This window comes from Erwinia sp. B116 (genome assembly GCF_002865965.1).
In the GTDB taxonomy this organism is placed as follows: Bacteria; Pseudomonadota; Gammaproteobacteria; order Enterobacterales; family Enterobacteriaceae; genus Erwinia.
This window is the reverse complement of sequence record NZ_JRZZ01000035.1, coordinates 16645-34070: the sequence shown is the minus strand read 5'-3', so window position 1 is coordinate 34070 and position 17426 is coordinate 16645. Positions and strand designations below refer to the sequence as shown.

The following is a 17426-nucleotide window of genomic DNA, read 5'->3' as shown; positions in this document are numbered from 1 at the left end:
TACGGAAATTATGCAATCATTTAGCGGAATCACCGACCGCAAAGTCGCTAATAGTTAACACTTGCCCACTCGTGCGTGGGCTTTTTTTTACCCTCAGGAAACCGGCGGCGTCGGTTCGGCTTCCGCCTCTTCCGGCTGCTCGCTCACCTGCCGCCGCTGGCTGCGCAGGCGCTGGCTGGCCTGAAAAATGGGTGCGGCGAGAAACAGCAGCACGCTGCCTGACATGCCGCAGATCAGCATACTGACGGCACCGAGCCAGCCCTGTCCGGCACTGACCCCCGCGGCCACCAGCGATACCAGGAAGAAGAACATCAGCGTCATACTGATCGGCCAGAGGTTGGCGATATCCATGTCGCTCAGCGCCATTTTTACCGGTTTAGCCGCCAGCTGCTGCTGCTGCTGTTCCTCAACCACCCGCTGCATTAAGGTCTGCAGATCGACGCAGGGGGCAACAAAGTCCTCAGCGGGTTGCGGATCGTGCAGCTCTTCAAACACCTGGTCAATCGGCGGGAAATGCGCCGGCCAACTGCCGCCGTGTACGCCGTAGGTAGCCAGCGCCGGCAGCGTAATGCGCGGCCACTGCACCGCCTGCAGATAACGATCCTGCAGCACCACCCAGCTCTGCCGCGTTTTGCCTTTACTGACGTGATAGAGCTTCAGACGGTCAGCCGGTGGGTAGGCCAGATAGGTGACTCTGGCCGCAATCAACGGAATATGCCGCTGGCGGCAGTAGGTGACCCGGCTCTGCCCCTGTACGGCCAGCAACACGGCCAGCGCAGAGATGAAATAGTAGGAGGTGCTGTCGGCCGCGTAAGGCCCGTTCAGGTGCTCATGCAGCTTCTTCTCGCTGTTGCCGTTGAGATGCTCCGGCCACCAGCGCCAGCTGCGGCCGATGACCTGCTCAGTCGGCACCTGAAAAACGCCGACGGGTTCCGTTTCGGAAGGCAGGATGGCAAACGGAAAAATCTTGCTGAAAAAGGTCAGTGCATCGTCCGGGCCGTGCCACTCACCGCTGGCCTCAAGGCCGTGCAGATTGGCGGTCAGATCCCCCCAGCCGGCCTTGCCCAGCAGGTCAATCTGGTATTTGGTGTCCGCCAGCCGCTTGCCAAGCTGCATAATCTCCTGCGGGATCGCCGACATATCCAGCAACGGCAGGGTCCTGACTTCGCTCTGTTCACTTTCCATACTGCTGCTCACCCCAAGAATATCGCCCGTAACCATAGAAAATAAGCAGGGGAAACCTGCTAATAAATAAGGAAAATACCGCCGCAGAACGCGTAACGGTAAAGCATCCCTCCCGGCTGAAACACCGCAGATGCTGTTTATAAAAATTTGGCTTTAGTCAAAAAATCAATAAGAATCAAGGTAATAGTATACGATTGCTTCGGGCGACCTGGCAACATGCCCGATTAATTATCCCGCAAGCTGCCGGTGGAACAGGGAGGATCGGGGTTTAAGCCTGCTCAACGCGAGAACAGCAGCTTCAGCCCGGCAGCGGTAAAGCACAGCGCCAGTATCCCTTCAATACCACGGCGGCATCTGCGGTAGCCCCGTACCATCACTGGCGTAGAAAACAGCAACGCATAGCCGCTGAATACCGCCATACCCAGCAGGGCACAGCCGCCGACGATCGCCGGCAGCACAGAGGTAGCCGCCCCCGGCTGCAGGCCCAGCGACATAATCGCCATCCACACCATAATGGCTTTCGGGTTACTCAGGTGCATCATCAAACCACGGCGATAGAGCGCCGCTCCTGAAACAGATACCCTCGCGTCCTGCTGCAGGGCTGGCGAGTCGCTCCTGGCTGCGCTGCGCGCGGCCTTCACGGCCAGCCACAGCAGATAGAGGCCACCCACCACCTTGATCAGGGTGACCGCTTCTGCCCAGGCCAGCAGCAGCGTGGAGAGACCGGTGGCGACCAGCAGCGCCCAGCAGAGAGAGCCACTGATCACGCCGGCTGCCAGCAGCAGCGCCGGCCTGCGCCCCTGGCTCATTGCGGTAGCCATAATTGCCATATTGCTCGGCCCCGGGCTGGCGGTACCCAGCAGGTAAGCGCCCCAGACGGGCACAAGCGCTAACAGGGTTTCCATACTCTCTCCTTTGGGTCATCACCCGTAACGTTTTTTCATAAAGGGCTGTTATAGCACAGGCAGATTTCCGGCCGCTACAGCACGCGACGTTGGTTCAGCTTTTGATTTCAGACAGCTAACAGGATGATATCCGAACAAAGAGTGTAACTAAATATTTCAAAAAGTCTGCTACAGACGCTTACATCTTTAACATTTTTTTGGCGCATCACCTCATCATCCTCTGTCACGTGACAGGTATCAGGGGTCTGGAGTGTATGTGGCACTCGCTTAAGGGCTATTTTTTCCTGCAGATAACATAACCTTCACAAATACCTACAAAAACGTCATATTTTGCAAGGTTATTATATCTTTACGTTTATTAAAGCAGATCTTCACGCTTAATTTTGCTATATAAAAACAGGTTACCTGGCGTCCTGAATGGGCCAGCAGTATTAGCATAACCCGGCAAGAGACCTGACCACTGGAGCATAAAAAGTTCTTTACGGACATGGCGTTACATGAATTTTACATACGAGCATCATTTCACTAGCCTGCTTTAACATTTCCCAGCGTCGATTTAACCTGCCGACGAAACAAAAGCTAAAATTAATCGCTACTGTTATATGCCAGATCAATATTACTGTTGCTTCTTCTTCATCTGGTTTGATCTTAGGATCGAATTTTCGCTGAAAGCCTGCGCTTAACCGATCGGCCACTGCCGCAAATGTGGTCTATTTGTTAATAGTGGGTAAAAAAAATAAAAGGCAGCTCTTTTATGTTCGCTCGAGGTAAGCAATGTTCGGATTAGATGCGTTCCATCTGGCAAGGATACAGTTTGGTTTCACCGTAGCCTTCCACATTCTCTTCCCGGCCATCACCATCGGTCTGGCCAGCTTCCTGGCCGTGCTCGAAGGCCTGTGGCTGAAAACCAAAAATGACGTGTACCGCGATCTCTACCATTTCTGGTCGAAAATCTTCGCCGTGAACTTTGGTATGGGCGTGGTATCCGGCCTGGTGATGGCCTATCAGTTCGGTACCAACTGGGCCGGGTTCTCGCAGTTTGCCGGCAGTATCACCGGCCCGCTGTTGACCTATGAGGTGCTGACCGCATTCTTCCTCGAAGCGGGCTTCCTTGGCGTGATGCTGTTTGGCTGGAACCGCGTCAGTCGTGGCATGCACTTCTTCGCCACCTGCATGGTCGCCCTCGGCACTATCATCTCCACCTTCTGGATCCTCGCTTCTAACAGCTGGATGCAGACGCCGCAGGGCTATGCGCTGGAAAACGGCATCGTGGTGCCGGCGGACTGGCTGGCGATTATCTTTAACCCGTCGTTCCCGTACCGCCTGTTGCACATGTCCGTTGCCGCGTTCCTGGTCACCGCCTTCTTCGTCGGCGCCTCGGCCGCCTGGCACCTGCTGCGTCACAACGACACCCCGGCAATCCGCAAAATGCTGTCGATGGCGCTGTGGATGGCGCTGATCGTCTCGCCGATTCAGGCGATGATCGGCGATGCCCACGGCCTGAACACCCTTGAACACCAGCCGGCGAAAATTGCCGCGATCGAAGGGCACTGGGAGAACCCGCCGGGTGAAGCGACGCCGCTGATCCTGTTCGGCCTGCCGGATATGCAGGAAGAGCGCACCAAATACGCGCTGGAGATCCCGTACCTCGGCAGCCTGATCCTCACCCACAGCCTCGACAAACAGGTGCCGGCGCTGAAAAGCTTCCCGAAAGAGGACCGCCCGTACTCACCGGTGGTGTTCTGGTCGTTCCGCATTATGGTCGGCCTCGGCATGCTGATGATCCTCACCGGCGTGGTCAGCCTGTGGATGCGTCATAAAAAGCGCCTCTACACTTCGCGTCCGTTCCTGTGGTTTGTGCTGCTGATGGGGCCTTCCGGCCTGATTGCGCTGGTCGCCGGCTGGATCACCACCGAAATCGGCCGTCAGCCGTGGGTGATCTACGGCCTGCTGCGCACCCGCGACGCGGTTTCGCTGCACAGCACGCTGCAGATGGCCATCAGCCTGGCAGTGTTCTTCGTGGTCTATATCTCGGTGTTCGGCGTCGGTTACACCTATCTTGCGAACCTGATTAAGAAAGGCCCGCAGACCGGCGAAGGCGACGACCATGGCGAAGGCGGCCCGGGCACCACGCACACGCCTGCACGCCCGCTGTCGGCCGTGAAGGAAAAATTAACCCCGTCGGATGAGGGAAAATAAGATGGGCATCGATCTCTCTATTATCTGGTTTACCATCATCATCTTCTCGACCCTGATGTACATCATCATGGACGGGTTTGACCTGGGGATCGGCATTCTGTTCCCGTTTATCAAAGACCCGACCGAGCGCGATATGATGGTGAATACCGTCGCGCCGGTGTGGGACGGCAACGAAACCTGGCTGATCCTCGGCGGGGCTGCGCTGTTCGGCGCGTTTCCGCTGGCCTATGCGGTGATTACCACCGCGCTGGCAGCACCGCTGACCATTATGCTGATCGGCCTGATTTTCCGCGGCGTGGCCTTTGAGTTCCGCTTTAAGGCCACCGAAGAGCACCGCCCGTTCTGGGATAAAGCCTTTATCTGGGGTTCGGTAATCGCCACCTTCAGCCAGGGCGTGGTGCTGGGCGCGGTGATCAACGGTTTTGAAGTGACCAACCGCACCTACAGCGGCCCGTATATGGCGTGGCTGACGCCGTTCTCGCTGTTCTGCGGCGTCGGTCTGGTGCTGGCCTATGCGCTGCTCGGCAGCACCTGGCTTATCATGAAAACCGAAAATGACCTGCACCGCAAAATGACCGCGCTGACCAAACCGCTGCTGCTGGCGCTGCTGCTGGTGATTGCCATCGTCAGCATCTGGACGCCGCTGGCCCACGCCGACATTATGGCGCGCTGGTTCACGCTGCCTAACCTGTTCTGGTTCCTGCCGGTGCCGGTGCTGGTGCTGGTGGTGGCCTGGGGCCTGCTGCGTGCGCTGAAACGCCATGCGCACTACACGCCGTTCCTGCTGACGCTGGCGCTGGTGTTCCTCGGCTTTACCGGTCTGGGCATCAGCATCTGGCCGAATATCATTCCGCCGTCGATCACCATCTGGCAGGCGGCCTCGCCGCCGCAGAGCCAGGGCTTTATGCTGGTCGGTGGCCTGCTGATTATTCCGGTGATCCTCGGTTACACCTTCTGGAGCTACTACGTGTTCCGCGGAAAAATTAAGCCGGACGAAGGTTATCACTGATTTTCAGGCGGTAAGGCTAACCGGCCTGAGCTCCTGAACCTGTTAAAGGGCGCACTCTGCGCCCTTTTTTTATCGGCTTACTGAGCGAACCTGCCACCCGGCGTTAATTACCGCCGCCGGTTACAGAATTATCTGTAAAAACCTTTTTTCGACGCGGTCACGCCCCGTTGCGGCGCAGATGGTCTACGCTTTAGGTTCTGATTGAGGAAATCATGCCATCTAAGGAGAAAGTATGAGTCTGTTTGATAAAGCGAACGACAAAGCAGAAGAAGCGATCGGCAAAGGTCAGGAAGAACTGGGCAAAGCCTTCGACTCCCCTGAGCATGAATTCAAGGGCAAAGCGCGCCAGCAGGCCGCACGCGCCTCTTATGCCATCGACGACGCGCTTGACTGCGTGAAAAGTAAGACTAAAGACTCACCGCTGGTTTCACTGGCAATTGCTGCTGGCGTGGGCTTCCTGGCCGCAAAAATTCTGGGTCGCCGTTAACGTTACCCGGTTTTGATAACTAACGCCCTGCGGGGCGTTTTTTTATGCCTGATAATAATTAACCTGCACAGACAAGATTGATACAACTCTTAACAGCTTCCGCTATTTACATACCGTTTATTACCTCTTCTCTTCAAATCTGGCACAAAGCCATAATCGGTTTAATTTCCTGCCGTGCTGACATAGCTCCGCTGTTTTTTATGAGCAGCAGGCAGAGGCTACTTCAGCACACATAAAAAGTTACGCCCATCATTACGCTGAATATTAACGTCAGACGATGGGTAATAACGCTAAAAGGAAATCAGAAATGAACAGAAAAATAGACGGCAAACGGCAGTCAACCTCCGGAATGCTGCTCTGCAGCAGCGCGTTGTTCCTGTTGTCGGCGACGGTGCACGCGGAGATGGCGCCGCTGGCGGTGGACTCCGACTACCTGTTCGGCGACTGGGACGGTTATCGCAGCCGGCTGAAAGATCGGGGAGCAGATTTCCAGCTCAACTACACCATGGAGTCCGCGGCTAACCTTGCCGGCGGCTATCACAGCGCCACCAGCATGCGCTACACCGACCAGTGGGCGTTTGGCACCACTCTCGATCTGGAAAAACTGCTGAACGTCGACGACGCGCAGTTTCAGCTCACCCTTACCAGCCGTAACGGGCAGGACCTGACGCCGTACATAAACGATCCGCGCAGCGGCGGGCTCTCCTCGGTGGAAGAGGTGTGGGGCCGTGGCCAGACCTGGCGGCTGACCCAGTTCTGGTTGAACAAAGGGCTTTTTAATCATCAGGTTGAGGTCAAGGCGGGGCGCGTCACCGTCGGCGAGGACTTCGATACCCTCGACAGCAAGTTCGAAAACCTGGCCTTTGGCGGCGGCCAGGCCGGTAACTGGCGCGGCGACCGCTGGTTTAACTGGCCGGTTTCCCAGTGGGGTGGGCGTATTAAACTTAACCTGCCGCAGGATCTCTTCTTCCAGGTCGGTTTTTACAATCAGAACCGCAATAACTACGATCGCGGCAACGGTTTCTACCTCGACGGCAGCCCTACCCTCGGCAATCTGCTGCCGGTGGAATTCGGCTGGAAGCCGCTGCTGGGCGATCAAAAACTACCGGGCAATTACCGCATTGGCGGCTACTTCTCCTCGGTCAACGGGCCACGCTACTCCAGCTATAACCGGGGAGACTATGGCCGCCAGGATCACGCGTACGGGGGTTATCTGCTGCTGCAACAGCAGGTGACGGCCACCAATGGTGACGCGTCTCGCGGGCTGGTGCTGGCGCTGCAGACGGTGCTTAACGACGATAAAACCGCAAAAACCGACAACTATCAGGCATTTCAGCTGGTATGGAAGGGGCCGTTCGCCAGCCGCGTTGGGGATGAGATCGGTTTCGGCATCGCGCGCATCCACGTCAACAGCGACTACGGCCGCATGCAGCGTGCCGCCAACGATTTTCACGACGTCAGCCGCTACGACGACCCGCGCTATCTGCCGATCCAGCACGGCGCAGAGTGGAACTACGAGCTCTACTACAACGTGGCAGCCACCCGCTGGCTCAATCTGCGCCCCAGCCTGCAGTATGTCGCCTCACCTGGCGCGGTCAGCGGTGTAAAAGACGCGTTTATCGGCGGCATCAGCGCCAACGTCAACTTCTGATCACCGACGGGCACCCTGCCGGCCGGCTTACTTCAGCTGTACCCGCGCGGTGTAAAAACGCCGCGCGGCGAGGTAAGCGGCGATAATGGTCGCCAGGCTGGCGGTACCGATCAGCATAAAGGTGACCATAATCTGATACCTGATCGCCTTCACCGGATCGATACCGGCGAAGATCAGCCCGGACATCATCCCCGGCAGGCTGACCAGCCCGACGGTCTTTGCCGCATCAATACTGGGGATCATCGCCGCACGGATGCTCCCGCGCACGATGCTGCCGCTGGCCAGTCTGGCGCTGGCACCGAGGCTGAGCATCTCCTCCACCTGCTGCCGGTTGTCGTGAAAGCGCTGATTGAGACTGGTAAAGCACAACCCCACCGCCACCATCGCGTTACCGGCGATCATGCCGCAGACTGGGATTACCTGCATCGGCAAAAACGCGATGGCACCGCTGCTGACCAGAATCGTCAGCGTCAGCGTGGTGCCGGTGGTGATGGCGATAAACGAAATCAGGAAGCCGCGATCGATCGCTTTGCTGCGCTTTTTCGCATTCAGCGCGGCGTTGACGCAGATAAACAGCACCATCAGCACCGTCAGCACGTTGTTGTTCAGGTCGAAGATAAACTTCAGCACGTAGCCGATCAGCGTCAGCTGCACGATCGCCCGCGCCACGCTCCAGACGATATCCTTCTCCAGCCCCAGCCGCTCTTTACGGCTCACTATCAGTGCGATCAGTACCAGCCCCAGCGCCAGCATCAGAGACTCATTGCTGATGTTATGCTGATTCATGCTGTTCCTCCCCCGCCGCCGCCGCCAGCATCAGAGACCCACTGCTGATGTTATGCTGATTCATGCTGTTCCTCCCCCGCCGCCGTGAGGGTCAGCACCCGCTGCCCGCCGTTCAGCTCTTCCCGGTCATGGCTGATCCACAGCACCGCCACGCCCGCCGCCGCCTGCTGCGCAATCAGCTGGCGCACCCGGTGCTTGTTCTCCTCATCCAGCGCGCTGGTCACCTCATCCAGCAGCAGCACCTCTGGCGGAAACTGCAGATTACGCAACAGCGCCACCCGCTGCTTCTCACCGCCGGAGAGCGTATCCACCGCTTTATCCAGCAGGTCGGCGGGCAGATTCAGCCACGCCAGCGTCTCTGCCAGACGTGCACGCGGCACCGGCTGCTGACGGATCTGATAAGGCAGCGCCAGATTGTCATACACGCTGGTGCCGAACAGCTGCGGCGTCTGGAACACGTAGGAGACGCGCTGGCGCCACACCTCCGGCGACAGCGCCGTCTGCGGCTGGCCGTTATAACGGACTTCACCCGCCGTGGGTTCCAGCAGGCTGGCGAGGATTTTCAGCAGCGTGGTTTTGCCGGCACCGGACGGCCCGGTCAGCCAGACAAATTCGCCGCGCTGCAGGGTGAAGGTGATCGGTGCCAGCAGGCGTTGAGGCCCGCGGCTAAAGGTAATGCCGCTAACCTGCAGCAGGGGGAATGCGTTCAAAGGCGATATCCGGTGGGTAAAGGCCGAGGGACAGATGATAACACCCTCAGCGCGACTTTTTCTGCGGCCAGCCGATCAGCAACAGCCCGGCGACGATCAGCGCCACCCCCGCCAGCGAGCCCCAGTAAAAGCGTTCGTTAAGCCCCGGCAGCCACAGCGCGGCGGCCCACACCAGCACATAGCTCAGGCTGAGCAGCGGATAGGCGCGGCCCAGCGGCAGCCGTCGCAGCGCCAGCAGCCAGCACAGCATCGACAGCGCGTAGGCCAGCAGCCCGGCCAGCAGCGCCAGCACCGGCGGGGAAAACTGGCGCAGCACGTTTAAAAACGGCAGCAGCTGGCCGACGGCGGGCAGCTGCACCATCGCCCACTTCAGCAGCAGCTGCGCTGCGCTGACCAGAAACACGCTGGAAAAAGCCAACAGCCAGCCCATCAGGTGTAGCTCCCTATCAATGCCACGCCGGCAACGATCAGCGCGATCCCCAGCCCGTGACGCAGGCTGACCGGTTCATGCCACAGCCAGCGGGCGGCAATCGCCACCAGGATAAAGTTCAGGCTCATCATCGGATAAGCCACGCCGATCGGTGTGGTCTGTAATACCCGCAGCCATACCAGCATCGCCAGCCCCAACAGCAGCACGCTGGCGGCCAGCCAGCGCAGCAGGTGGCCGGACGCTGGCGTGGCGGGCTTGCTCATCGCCTGCTTCTGGCACAGCTGTCCGGCGCAGCTGAGCAGGCTGGTCAGTACGATCAGCAGCAGCGTCATGGGCGCTGTTCATACAGGTACCAGAGCATGCGGCCCTGCTGGTAAACCCGATCGGGCGGCGGCAGCGTCGGGTCATCCGGGCGCTGCTCATCCGTCAGCTTCATCACCAGCGACACGCTGCCCTGGCGGCGGTGCACGCTCAGCCAGTCGGCAAATTTCTGGTTGGTCACGCGCCGGTCGGCACCGTCGGCATAGCTAACGCCGTAGCTCAGTTCACCCGGCTCGCCGAGCAGCCGCACGTCGCTGCGTTTAAGCTGCCATGCCAGCGCCGAAGCCATGCCGGTATTATTCGCCAGCAGCCAGCGGCTGTCCGGCAGGTCCGGGCCAATCGCCGTCAGGAACGACTGCGGCTGCTTGGAGTTAATCACCTTATCCGGCAACACCGCGCCGAGCACCAGCGCCAGCCCGAGCGGGCACAGCGCCGCCAGCCGCCAGCGGCAGGCGCCGGATACCAGCGTCACCACGCCGATCAGCGCCCAGAACAGAAATGCGCTGGCGGCCAGCAACACCTTGCCCCCCTCGTCGCGATCGTAGACCGGATGATGCGCCCAGCCCCAGGGGGCCAGCACCAGCAGCACAACCAGCGCCAGCAGGGTACCAAAAGCGATATTTATCACCGCGTTGGCCTTCAGCCCGCGGCCGCCGTTCAGCGCAAGGTGACGCGCATGGTGCGCCAGCAACAGCGCCAGCGGCGCAAAACAGGGCAGAATATAGGTCGGCAGCTTGCCTTTGGCGATGCTGAAAAACAGCAGCGGCATTACCACCCAGCTCAGCAGATAGCGGCTCTTCGCGCTCTCCGGCCCGTTCCAGCCGCGCCGCAGCGCCCCCGGCAGCAGCCCCAGCCACGGCACCGTGCCGGCGATCAGCACCGGGATGTAGTACCAGAACGGCGCTTTGTGCTGGGCATCCTGCTCGGCAAAGCGCTGAATATGCTCAACCCAGAAGAAATAGTGCCAGAAATCAGGCTCCTGCCGCGCGATGCTCAGCGCCCAGGGGGCCGAAATCAGCGCGCATGAGAGCAGCGCCAGCGGGCCATACAGCAGCAGCTCCCTGAAGCGCCGCTGAGCGATCATCCACGGCACAATCGCCACCACCGGCACCGCCAGCGCCAGAAAGCCCTTGGTCATAAAGCCCATGCCGCAGGCCAGCCCCAGCAGCAGCCAGCCGCCGGCCCTGTGCCAGCGCTTGTCCGCCTCGGCCGCCAGCCAGAAACTGCACATCGCCGCCACCAGCCACAGGGTGATCATCGGGTCGAGCACCGCATAGGTGCCGATGGCGTACACCAGCAGGCAGGTGAGGAACATCACCGCGGCCAGCAGCGCGGTCGCCCGCTGCCGCCACAGGCGCAGCGCCAGCCAGTACACCAGCAGCGCGCTGAGGGTAATGGAGAACACCGAACCGAAGCGCACCGAGAAGTTATTGCCGCCCAGCAGCCACTGGCTCAGGTTATTGATCCAGTAACCGGCCACCGGCTTCTCAAAATAGCGCAAGTCGAGGAAGTGCGGCACAATCCAGTTGCCACTGAGCAGCATTTCGCGGCTGATCTCCGCGTAACGCACCTCATCCGGCTGCCACAGGGCGCGAAACTCTAACGGGATCAGATAATAGAGCGCGTAGAGTACCGGCAGCGCCAGCGCATAACGGGTTATTTTCATTCACTCCGACCCTGATAACCGTTGGCATCCCAGCCAGCCTTCCCGGCCGGGGAGGCTACCCCGAACAATTTCCCCGAGCGGCAGCTGCGTCAGATCCTGCGGCAGCAGCTCGCCCAGCGGGCAGAAACGGATGCCGCGCTGGCGCGCCATCTCCAGCAGTTCAGCAAACAGCTCGCTCAGCACGCCGCCTTCCGCTTCGGCATGAATGGTATAGACCGGCACCTGGTTTTCCTTTTCATGCTGGCTGACGATGCGGTCGAGAATATACGCATTGTAGCCTTCACGGCTGACCCGGCTGCCGATCGCCTCATCCCAGGTCGGCAACGTCACCGGGATCTGCACCGTGCCCAGGCTGCCGTCGGGCAGCCTGGGGCGAAACGGCCGCGTTCCCCGGCAGTCGCTGTTGTAGGCAAAGTGAAACGGCTGCTTCGCCACCACCACCCGCCCGTCGGCCCGCCAGCCCGCGACCGCCGAGCAGCTGACCGGCTGGCCGGTGATCGCGACCAGTTCGTCCAGCCCGCGCTGGATCTGCTGCGTCATCGTCGCCGCAGGCCAGACGCCCGCCCAGGTTTGCCAGGCGAAGTGATCCCAGGCGTGCAGCCCGATCTCATGCGCTTCCGCCGCCGCACGAATCACCCGCGCCTGCCCGGCACCGATGCGCCGGCCAGGCCAGGCGGTGCCGGCCAGCAGAATATCCCAGCCGTACAGCGAGGCGGCGTTCGATCGCAGCATCTTCCACAGAAAGCGCGGCTTCAGCAGCCGCCACAGGTGGCGGCCCATATTGTCCGGCCCGACGCTGAAGAAGAACGTCGCCCGCACCTGCTGCTGTGCCAGTATCGTCAGCAGGCGCGGCACGCCGTCGCGGGTGCCGCGCCAGGTATCCACGTCAATACGCAGACCGACGTCGATCATTCCTCCGTCACTCCCGGCTCGACGGTGCGCAGGAAGAAGTCGAGCGTGGCGTCAATGGTCAGCCCCATCTCCACTGTCGGCTGCCAGCCGAGCAGGCGCTTCGCGTTACGGATCGACGGCTTGCGGTGTTCCACGTCCTGATAACCCTTGCCGTAATAGCTGCTGCTCTCCACCTCGCGGAACCCGGCAAACGGCGGGAACTGCCCGCGCAGCGGATGACGCTCAAAGCTGGCCAGCAGCTGCTCCGCCAGCTCGGCAATACTGGCTTCGTTCTCCGGGTTGCCGATATTGATAATCTGGCCGTCGCAGTTGCCCTGCTTATTCTCGATAATCAGGAACAGCGCCTCGATGCCGTCACGGATATCGGTAAAGCAGCGCTTCTGCCGGCCGCCGTCGATCAGCTTGATCGGCGAGCCTTCAACCAGGTTAAGGATCAGCTGGGTGATGGCGCGTGAGCTGCCGATGCGCGCGGCGTTAAGGTTATCCAGCCGCGGCCCCATCCAGTTAAACGGCCGGAACAGCGTAAAGCGCAGCCCCTCTTTCTCACCGTAGGCCCAGATCACCCGGTCCAGCAGCTGTTTCGACACCGAATAGATCCAGCGCTGCTTGTTGATCGGCCCGACCACCAGACTGGAGCGATCCTCATCGAAGGTGTCGTCGGTACACATGCCGTACACCTCGGAGGTGGACGGGAATATAATGCGCTTTTTGTACTTCACGCAGTCGCGGATGATTTTCAGGTTCTCTTCAAAATCGAGCTCAAACACCCGCAGCGGGTTACGGGTGTACTCGATCGGCGTGGCAATCGCCACCAGCGGCAGCACCACGTCGCACTTCTTAATGTGATACTCGATCCACTCAGAGTGAATGCTGATATCACCCTCAACAAAGTGGAAGCGCGGGTGGCCGACAAAGCGGCTGATAGCGTCGGAGCCGATATCCAGGCCGAAGATTTCGAAGTTATCGTCGGCCAGCAGGCGCTCGGTCAGATGGTTACCGATAAAGCCGTTTACGCCGAGGATCAGCACGCGGGTGCGGCGTTTAATCACCGACACCGGCTGATTGTGCAGCAGCGCGCCGGCCACCAGGCCGAGGGTCTGCGCCAGCTGGCTGCCCTGCATATAGATGCCGCTCTCGCTCTGGCCGGTGACCACTTCCAGCGCGCCCTCGCCACAGGCGATAGTCAGCGGGTTCACCGAGAGAACGGTGCCCGGCTTCGCCGCCGGCAGGTCGCTGCGCACCTTCGACTGCCAGACGATAAATTTGCTGCTGCCCACCCAGCTGAACGCCCCAGGCCAGGGATCGCTGACCGCCCGCACCAGGTTGTGGTTGCGGGTGGCCGGCCACTGCCAGTCAAGGCGACCGTCTTCCAGCGTGCGGCGGCCAACCACCGTTGCCTCGCGCTCGTCCTGTTCGCGCTGCGGATAATCACCGCGGAGAATGCCCGGCAGCGCGTCGGTCAGCAGCTGCTCCGCCGCCTGGCACACCTTGTGGTGCAGGTTGAGCGCATCGTCTTCCGGTGCAATCGCCACCTGCCGCTGGGCGACGATCGCCCCGGCATCGGCCCGCTGCACCATGCGGTGCAGCGTGACCCCGGTCTCCTGCTCGCCGTTGACCAGCACCCAGTTAAGCGGCGCGCGGCCGCGGTACTTCGGCAGCAGCGAGGCGTGCAGGTTGAAGGCCCCCTGCGGGGCGCAGGCCAGCAGCGCCTCACCGAGCATATCGCGGTAGTGGAACGAGAAGATCACCTCCGGCTGCATGCCCTGAATGCGGTCAATCCACAGCGGGTGGTTAACGTCATCGGGGGCATAGACCGGAATACCCATGCGGGACGCGGTGCGCGCCACCGAGGCAAAAAAGTGATTCTCACCGGGCTGGTCGGCGTGGGTAAAGATCGCCTCGATGGTGAAACCCGCGTCGTTCAGCGCACGCACGCCGGCGCAGCCAATATCATGGTAGGCAAAGACCACAGCTTTCATAATGATTTATCCTGAGAGGAAGATGCGTCGTCACGGCTGACCACGCGCTGAATAAAGTAGCGGGGACGCGCACGCACGTCGTTATAGATGCGGCCGATATATTCGCCGAGCAGGCCCATGCCGATAAACTGCGCGCCGACAAAGATAAACAGCACGGCAAACAGCATAAATACCCCTTCCGCCGACCACTCGGGCCCGAGAAACAGCCGCATCAGGATCAGCACCAGCGACAGCACAAAGCCGCACAGCGCAATCACGCTGCCGAACACGCTCAGCAGGCGCAGCGGCGTGGTGGTCAGGCAGGTGATCAGGTCATACATCAGGTTAATCAGCCGCATCAGGCTGTATTTCGAATCACCAAACTCGCGTTCGGCGTGCAGCACCGGGATCTCAATCGCCCGGCGGGCAAAGGTGTTGGCGAGGATCGGAATAAAGGTGCTGCGTTCGTGGCAGTGCAGCATGGCGTCGACGATATGGCGACGGTAGGCGCGCAGCATGCAGCCGTAGTCGCCCATCGCCTTGCCGGTGGTGCGCTGGATCAGATGGTTGATCAGCTTCGACGCATGCCGGCGGAACCCGCTGTCCTGGCGGTTCTGCCGCACGGTGCCGACCACGTCATATCCCTCCTGCGCGGCGGCAACCAGCCGGGGGATCTCCTCCGGCGGGTTCTGCAGATCGGCGTCGAGGGTGATCACCAGGTCGCCGCTGACGTGGCTGAAGCCGGCCATAATCGCCGAGTGCTGGCCGTAGTTACGATTAAGCAGCACCGCCACCACGTGGCTGCCTGGCGCTTCAGCCGCGGCGACCATCATCTCCGCCGAACGGTCGCTGCTGCCGTCATCCACCAGCAGGATCTCATAATCAAGCGCCAGGGTGGCGCAGGCGGCGTCGGTACGGCGGATCAGCTCCGGCAGGCTCTCCTGCTCGTTCCAGACCGGGATCACTACCGATACTTTAGTAATGGCTTGTTCAAACATGGTTATTTTCCTGCCAGCGTAAGCAGCGCGCCGATCACCCGATCGACGTCGCCGTCGTGCATGCCGGGGAACAGCGGAATGGAGCAGATGCGCTGCGAGTTCCACTCGGTGTGCGGCAGCGACAGCTGCGGGAAGCGCTCGCGGTAGTATTTCTGCGTATGGGCGGCACGGAAGTGCAGGCCGCTGCCGATGCCCTGATCTTTCAGCGCCTGCATCAGCTCATCGCGGCCGATGCCGCAACGCTGCGGGTCAATACGCAGAATAAACAGATGCCAGGCGTGGTGATGCGGCCAGTCGGGCTGACGCAGCGGCAGGAAGGGCGTATCCGCCAGTTCGGTGAGATAGCGGCCGGCAATCTCCGCCCGGCGGGCGTTGTTGGCCGCCAGCTTATCCAGCTGCACCAGCGCAATCGCCGCGTTGATGTCGGCCAGGTTGTACTTGTAGCCAGGCATAATCACTTCCGCCTGCGGCGCGCGGCCGTGGGTCTGGCGATCGAAGGCATCAACGCCCAGCCCGTGGAACTTCAGGCTGCGCACCCGGCCCGCCAGCGCAGCGTCGTCGGTGACCACCAGCCCGCCCTCGGCGCAGCTCATATTTTTAATCGCGTGGAACGAGAAAATGGCGGTACCGCTGCTGCCGACATGGCGCTCGCGATAGTAAGTACCGGCCGCATGGGCGGCATCGTCAATGACCGCGATGCCGTGACGCGCGCCCAGCGCGTGGATGGCGTCGATATCCGCCGGTGCGCCGGCATAGTGCACCGGAATAATCGCTTTGGTCCGTGGCGTAATCGCCGCTTCAATCAGCTCAGGCGTGACCATCAGCGTATCGCGATCGACGTCGATCATTACTGGCGTAGCCCCCAGCAGGACGATCATATTCAGGGTGGAGACCCAGGTCAGCGACGGGGTGATCACCTCATCGCCTGGCCCGATCCCCAGCGCCATCAGCGTGACGTGCATCCCGGCCGTGGCCGAACTGACGGCAATGGCGTGGCGATTGCCGGTAAGCTGGCAGAATGCCTGTTCAAGCTGCTGATTTTTCGGTCCGGTGGTGATCCAGCCGGAGCGCAGGACCTCGTCGACCGCGGCCAGCTCTGCGTCACCCATTGCCGGGCGTGAGAAAGGCAAAAACTCAGACATTGATTAATCCCAATAAACTATTGATAGCAATAACGTTAGCTGAAGAAGATCGAAAACGACGGTTGTGATTAAAAATAAATCAACCTGCTGCGTTAACGATGCTGACCAGCAGATTATTCCTCACAGGGCCCGTGAGATTAAAAAAACAACGACAAAGCGCTACTTATTACCCAAAAGAGCATAGCAATACCCGGATATATGCACGTTAAACGAAAATTATTAGGGAAAGATTAAGAACAGCATGTCGTGCAGGGCAACCTGACGCAGGTTTAATCGCCGTTTATGTTCAGAACGCTGCCGTTCATCGCACAACATCAACAGCACTTAAACATAAGCAAAATTTCATCATTTTGTCACTTTACTTTGTCAGCAACATCTCAGGTGGTGGCCTGCGGGCAGGCGGGCTACACTGACCGCCCAGACATCAAGGAATCGATCATGACTGACACCCTCTTACCTCCGGCGCTGCTGGCGCTGCTCGACGGCTCGCTGCCGGCCAGCCACCTGCACCAGGCGATTCGCCTGTCCAGCGTCGGCGATAACGGCTGGCCCTACGCCGCTCAGCTCAGCCTCGGTGAAATCCTCGCCCTCACACCCCGGCAGCTGCTGTTCGCCATCTGGCCGCACTCCACTACTACCCGCAATCTGCAGCGTGACGGCAAGGCCACGCTGGCGCTGGTGCTTAACGGGGCTATCTGGGAGATTCAGCTGCTGGTTGTGCAGCGCGACGAGACGCTGACCGATCTCAACCTGAGCGTGTTCAGCGCCACCGTTCACCAGGTCATCGCCCACCGCGCGCCCTACGCCACCGTCACCCACGGCCTGACCTTCAGCCTCAACGACGAAGCCAGCGCCCTCGCCCGCTGGCACGAGCAGATCGCCGCCCTGCAGGCGCTGGCGGCCACCGCTGGCTTACGCCAGGGCTGACGCGGCTTTTTGTTTCGGGGCGGATTCGGCGATTGTGTTGCTGTTAAGGGCATCGCGTTTAGTTTCGATGACGGGTTCGGCCGTTGGCGACAGAACGCCGGGACGCCGTTAATTTTTTAAAGCCCAAAAATCCGGGCTTT

At 60.3% G+C, this 17426-nt stretch carries 16 protein-coding genes; 5 read left to right on the top strand and 11 right to left on the bottom strand.

The window, feature by feature from the left end:
* Positions 1 to 93 precede the first annotated feature (93 nt).
* Together NV64_RS18555 and NV64_RS18550 are read right to left on the bottom strand one after the other, a co-directional pair.
* The gene (locus tag NV64_RS18555) at positions 94 to 1185 is read right to left on the bottom strand and encodes a hypothetical protein (RefSeq protein WP_056240089.1); all 1092 of its coding nucleotides are present in this window, start codon (positions 1183 to 1185) and stop codon (positions 94 to 96) included.
* 278 nt (positions 1186 to 1463) lie between these two features.
* Positions 1464 to 2090 (bottom strand): LysE family translocator, encoded by a 627-nt coding sequence (locus tag NV64_RS18550; RefSeq protein WP_056240093.1) that lies wholly within the window; start codon positions 2088 to 2090, stop codon positions 1464 to 1466.
* Between the two features lie 774 nt (positions 2091 to 2864).
* On the opposite strand from NV64_RS18550, the gene NV64_RS18545 reads away from it, so the two are divergent.
* The 4 genes from NV64_RS18545 (at position 2865) to NV64_RS18530 (ending at position 7436) form a co-directional block, all read left to right on the top strand.
* A complete protein-coding gene (locus NV64_RS18545; protein ID WP_056240095.1) occupies positions 2865 to 4289 on the top strand; it encodes a cytochrome ubiquinol oxidase subunit I in 1425 nt (474 codons plus the stop codon).
* A gap of 1 nt (position 4290) precedes the next feature.
* A complete protein-coding gene (gene cydB, locus NV64_RS18540) occupies positions 4291 to 5298 on the top strand; it encodes a cytochrome d ubiquinol oxidase subunit II (protein ID WP_101506511.1) in 1008 nt (335 codons plus the stop codon).
* Positions 5299 to 5530: 232 nt separating this feature from the next.
* Complete coding sequence (locus NV64_RS18535) at positions 5531 to 5785, top strand: hypothetical protein (RefSeq protein ID WP_056240104.1); 255 nt, start codon at positions 5531 to 5533, stop codon at positions 5783 to 5785.
* Positions 5786 to 6134: 349 nt separating this feature from the next.
* Positions 6135 to 7436: a carbohydrate porin gene (locus NV64_RS18530; RefSeq protein ID WP_056240539.1), complete on the top strand. Its 1302-nt coding sequence runs from the start codon at positions 6135 to 6137 to the stop codon at positions 7434 to 7436.
* A gap of 27 nt (positions 7437 to 7463) precedes the next feature.
* On the opposite strand, the gene fetB is transcribed toward NV64_RS18530, so the two are convergent.
* Genes fetB through arnB form a run of 9 tightly spaced genes read right to left on the bottom strand, consistent with a single transcriptional unit; the run spans position 7464 to position 16359 of the window.
* Entirely contained in the window at positions 7464 to 8222 is a 759-nt protein-coding gene (gene fetB / locus NV64_RS18525; protein WP_056240109.1) for an iron export ABC transporter permease subunit FetB, read from the bottom strand.
* Positions 8223 to 8272: 50 nt separating this feature from the next.
* Positions 8273 to 8932: an ATP-binding cassette domain-containing protein gene (locus NV64_RS18520; RefSeq protein ID WP_056240111.1), complete on the bottom strand. Its 660-nt coding sequence runs from the start codon at positions 8930 to 8932 to the stop codon at positions 8273 to 8275.
* Between the two features lie 46 nt (positions 8933 to 8978).
* Positions 8979 to 9362, bottom strand: a complete 384-nt coding sequence (arnF, locus tag NV64_RS18515; RefSeq protein ID WP_101506510.1) for a 4-amino-4-deoxy-L-arabinose-phosphoundecaprenol flippase subunit ArnF — start codon at positions 9360 to 9362, stop codon at positions 8979 to 8981.
* Positions 9362 to 9694: a 4-amino-4-deoxy-L-arabinose-phosphoundecaprenol flippase subunit ArnE gene (arnE, locus tag NV64_RS18510; protein WP_056240116.1), complete on the bottom strand. Its 333-nt coding sequence runs from the start codon at positions 9692 to 9694 to the stop codon at positions 9362 to 9364. Before arnE ends, arnF begins: the two co-directional genes overlap by 1 nt.
* A complete protein-coding gene (arnT, locus tag NV64_RS18505; RefSeq protein WP_056240120.1) occupies positions 9691 to 11349 on the bottom strand; it encodes a lipid IV(A) 4-amino-4-deoxy-L-arabinosyltransferase in 1659 nt (552 codons plus the stop codon). The genes arnE and arnT overlap by 4 nt, the downstream gene beginning before the upstream one ends.
* Positions 11350 to 12261, bottom strand: coding sequence for a 4-deoxy-4-formamido-L-arabinose-phosphoundecaprenol deformylase (arnD, locus tag NV64_RS18500; protein ID WP_101506509.1), 912 nt, complete (start codon positions 12259 to 12261; stop codon positions 11350 to 11352).
* Positions 12258 to 14240, bottom strand: a complete 1983-nt coding sequence (gene arnA, locus NV64_RS18495; RefSeq protein ID WP_101506508.1) for a bifunctional UDP-4-amino-4-deoxy-L-arabinose formyltransferase/UDP-glucuronic acid oxidase ArnA — start codon at positions 14238 to 14240, stop codon at positions 12258 to 12260. The genes arnD and arnA overlap by 4 nt, the downstream gene beginning before the upstream one ends.
* A complete protein-coding gene (arnC, locus tag NV64_RS18490) occupies positions 14237 to 15217 on the bottom strand; it encodes an undecaprenyl-phosphate 4-deoxy-4-formamido-L-arabinose transferase (RefSeq protein WP_056240129.1) in 981 nt (326 codons plus the stop codon). Before arnC ends, arnA begins: the two co-directional genes overlap by 4 nt.
* Positions 15218 to 15219: 2 nt before the next feature.
* Positions 15220 to 16359 carry a UDP-4-amino-4-deoxy-L-arabinose aminotransferase gene (gene arnB / locus NV64_RS18485; protein WP_056240132.1) on the bottom strand — a complete coding sequence of 380 codons (1140 nt, stop codon included), beginning with the start codon at positions 16357 to 16359 and terminating at the stop codon, positions 15220 to 15222.
* A gap of 438 nt (positions 16360 to 16797) precedes the next feature.
* Here arnB and NV64_RS18480 point away from each other — a divergent pair, with 438 nt between their 5' ends.
* On the top strand, positions 16798 to 17286 hold the full coding sequence (locus NV64_RS18480) for a pyridoxamine 5-phosphate oxidase (protein WP_101506507.1): 489 nt from the start codon (positions 16798 to 16800) through the stop codon (positions 17284 to 17286).
* The last annotated feature ends 140 nt before the right edge of the window (positions 17287 to 17426 follow it).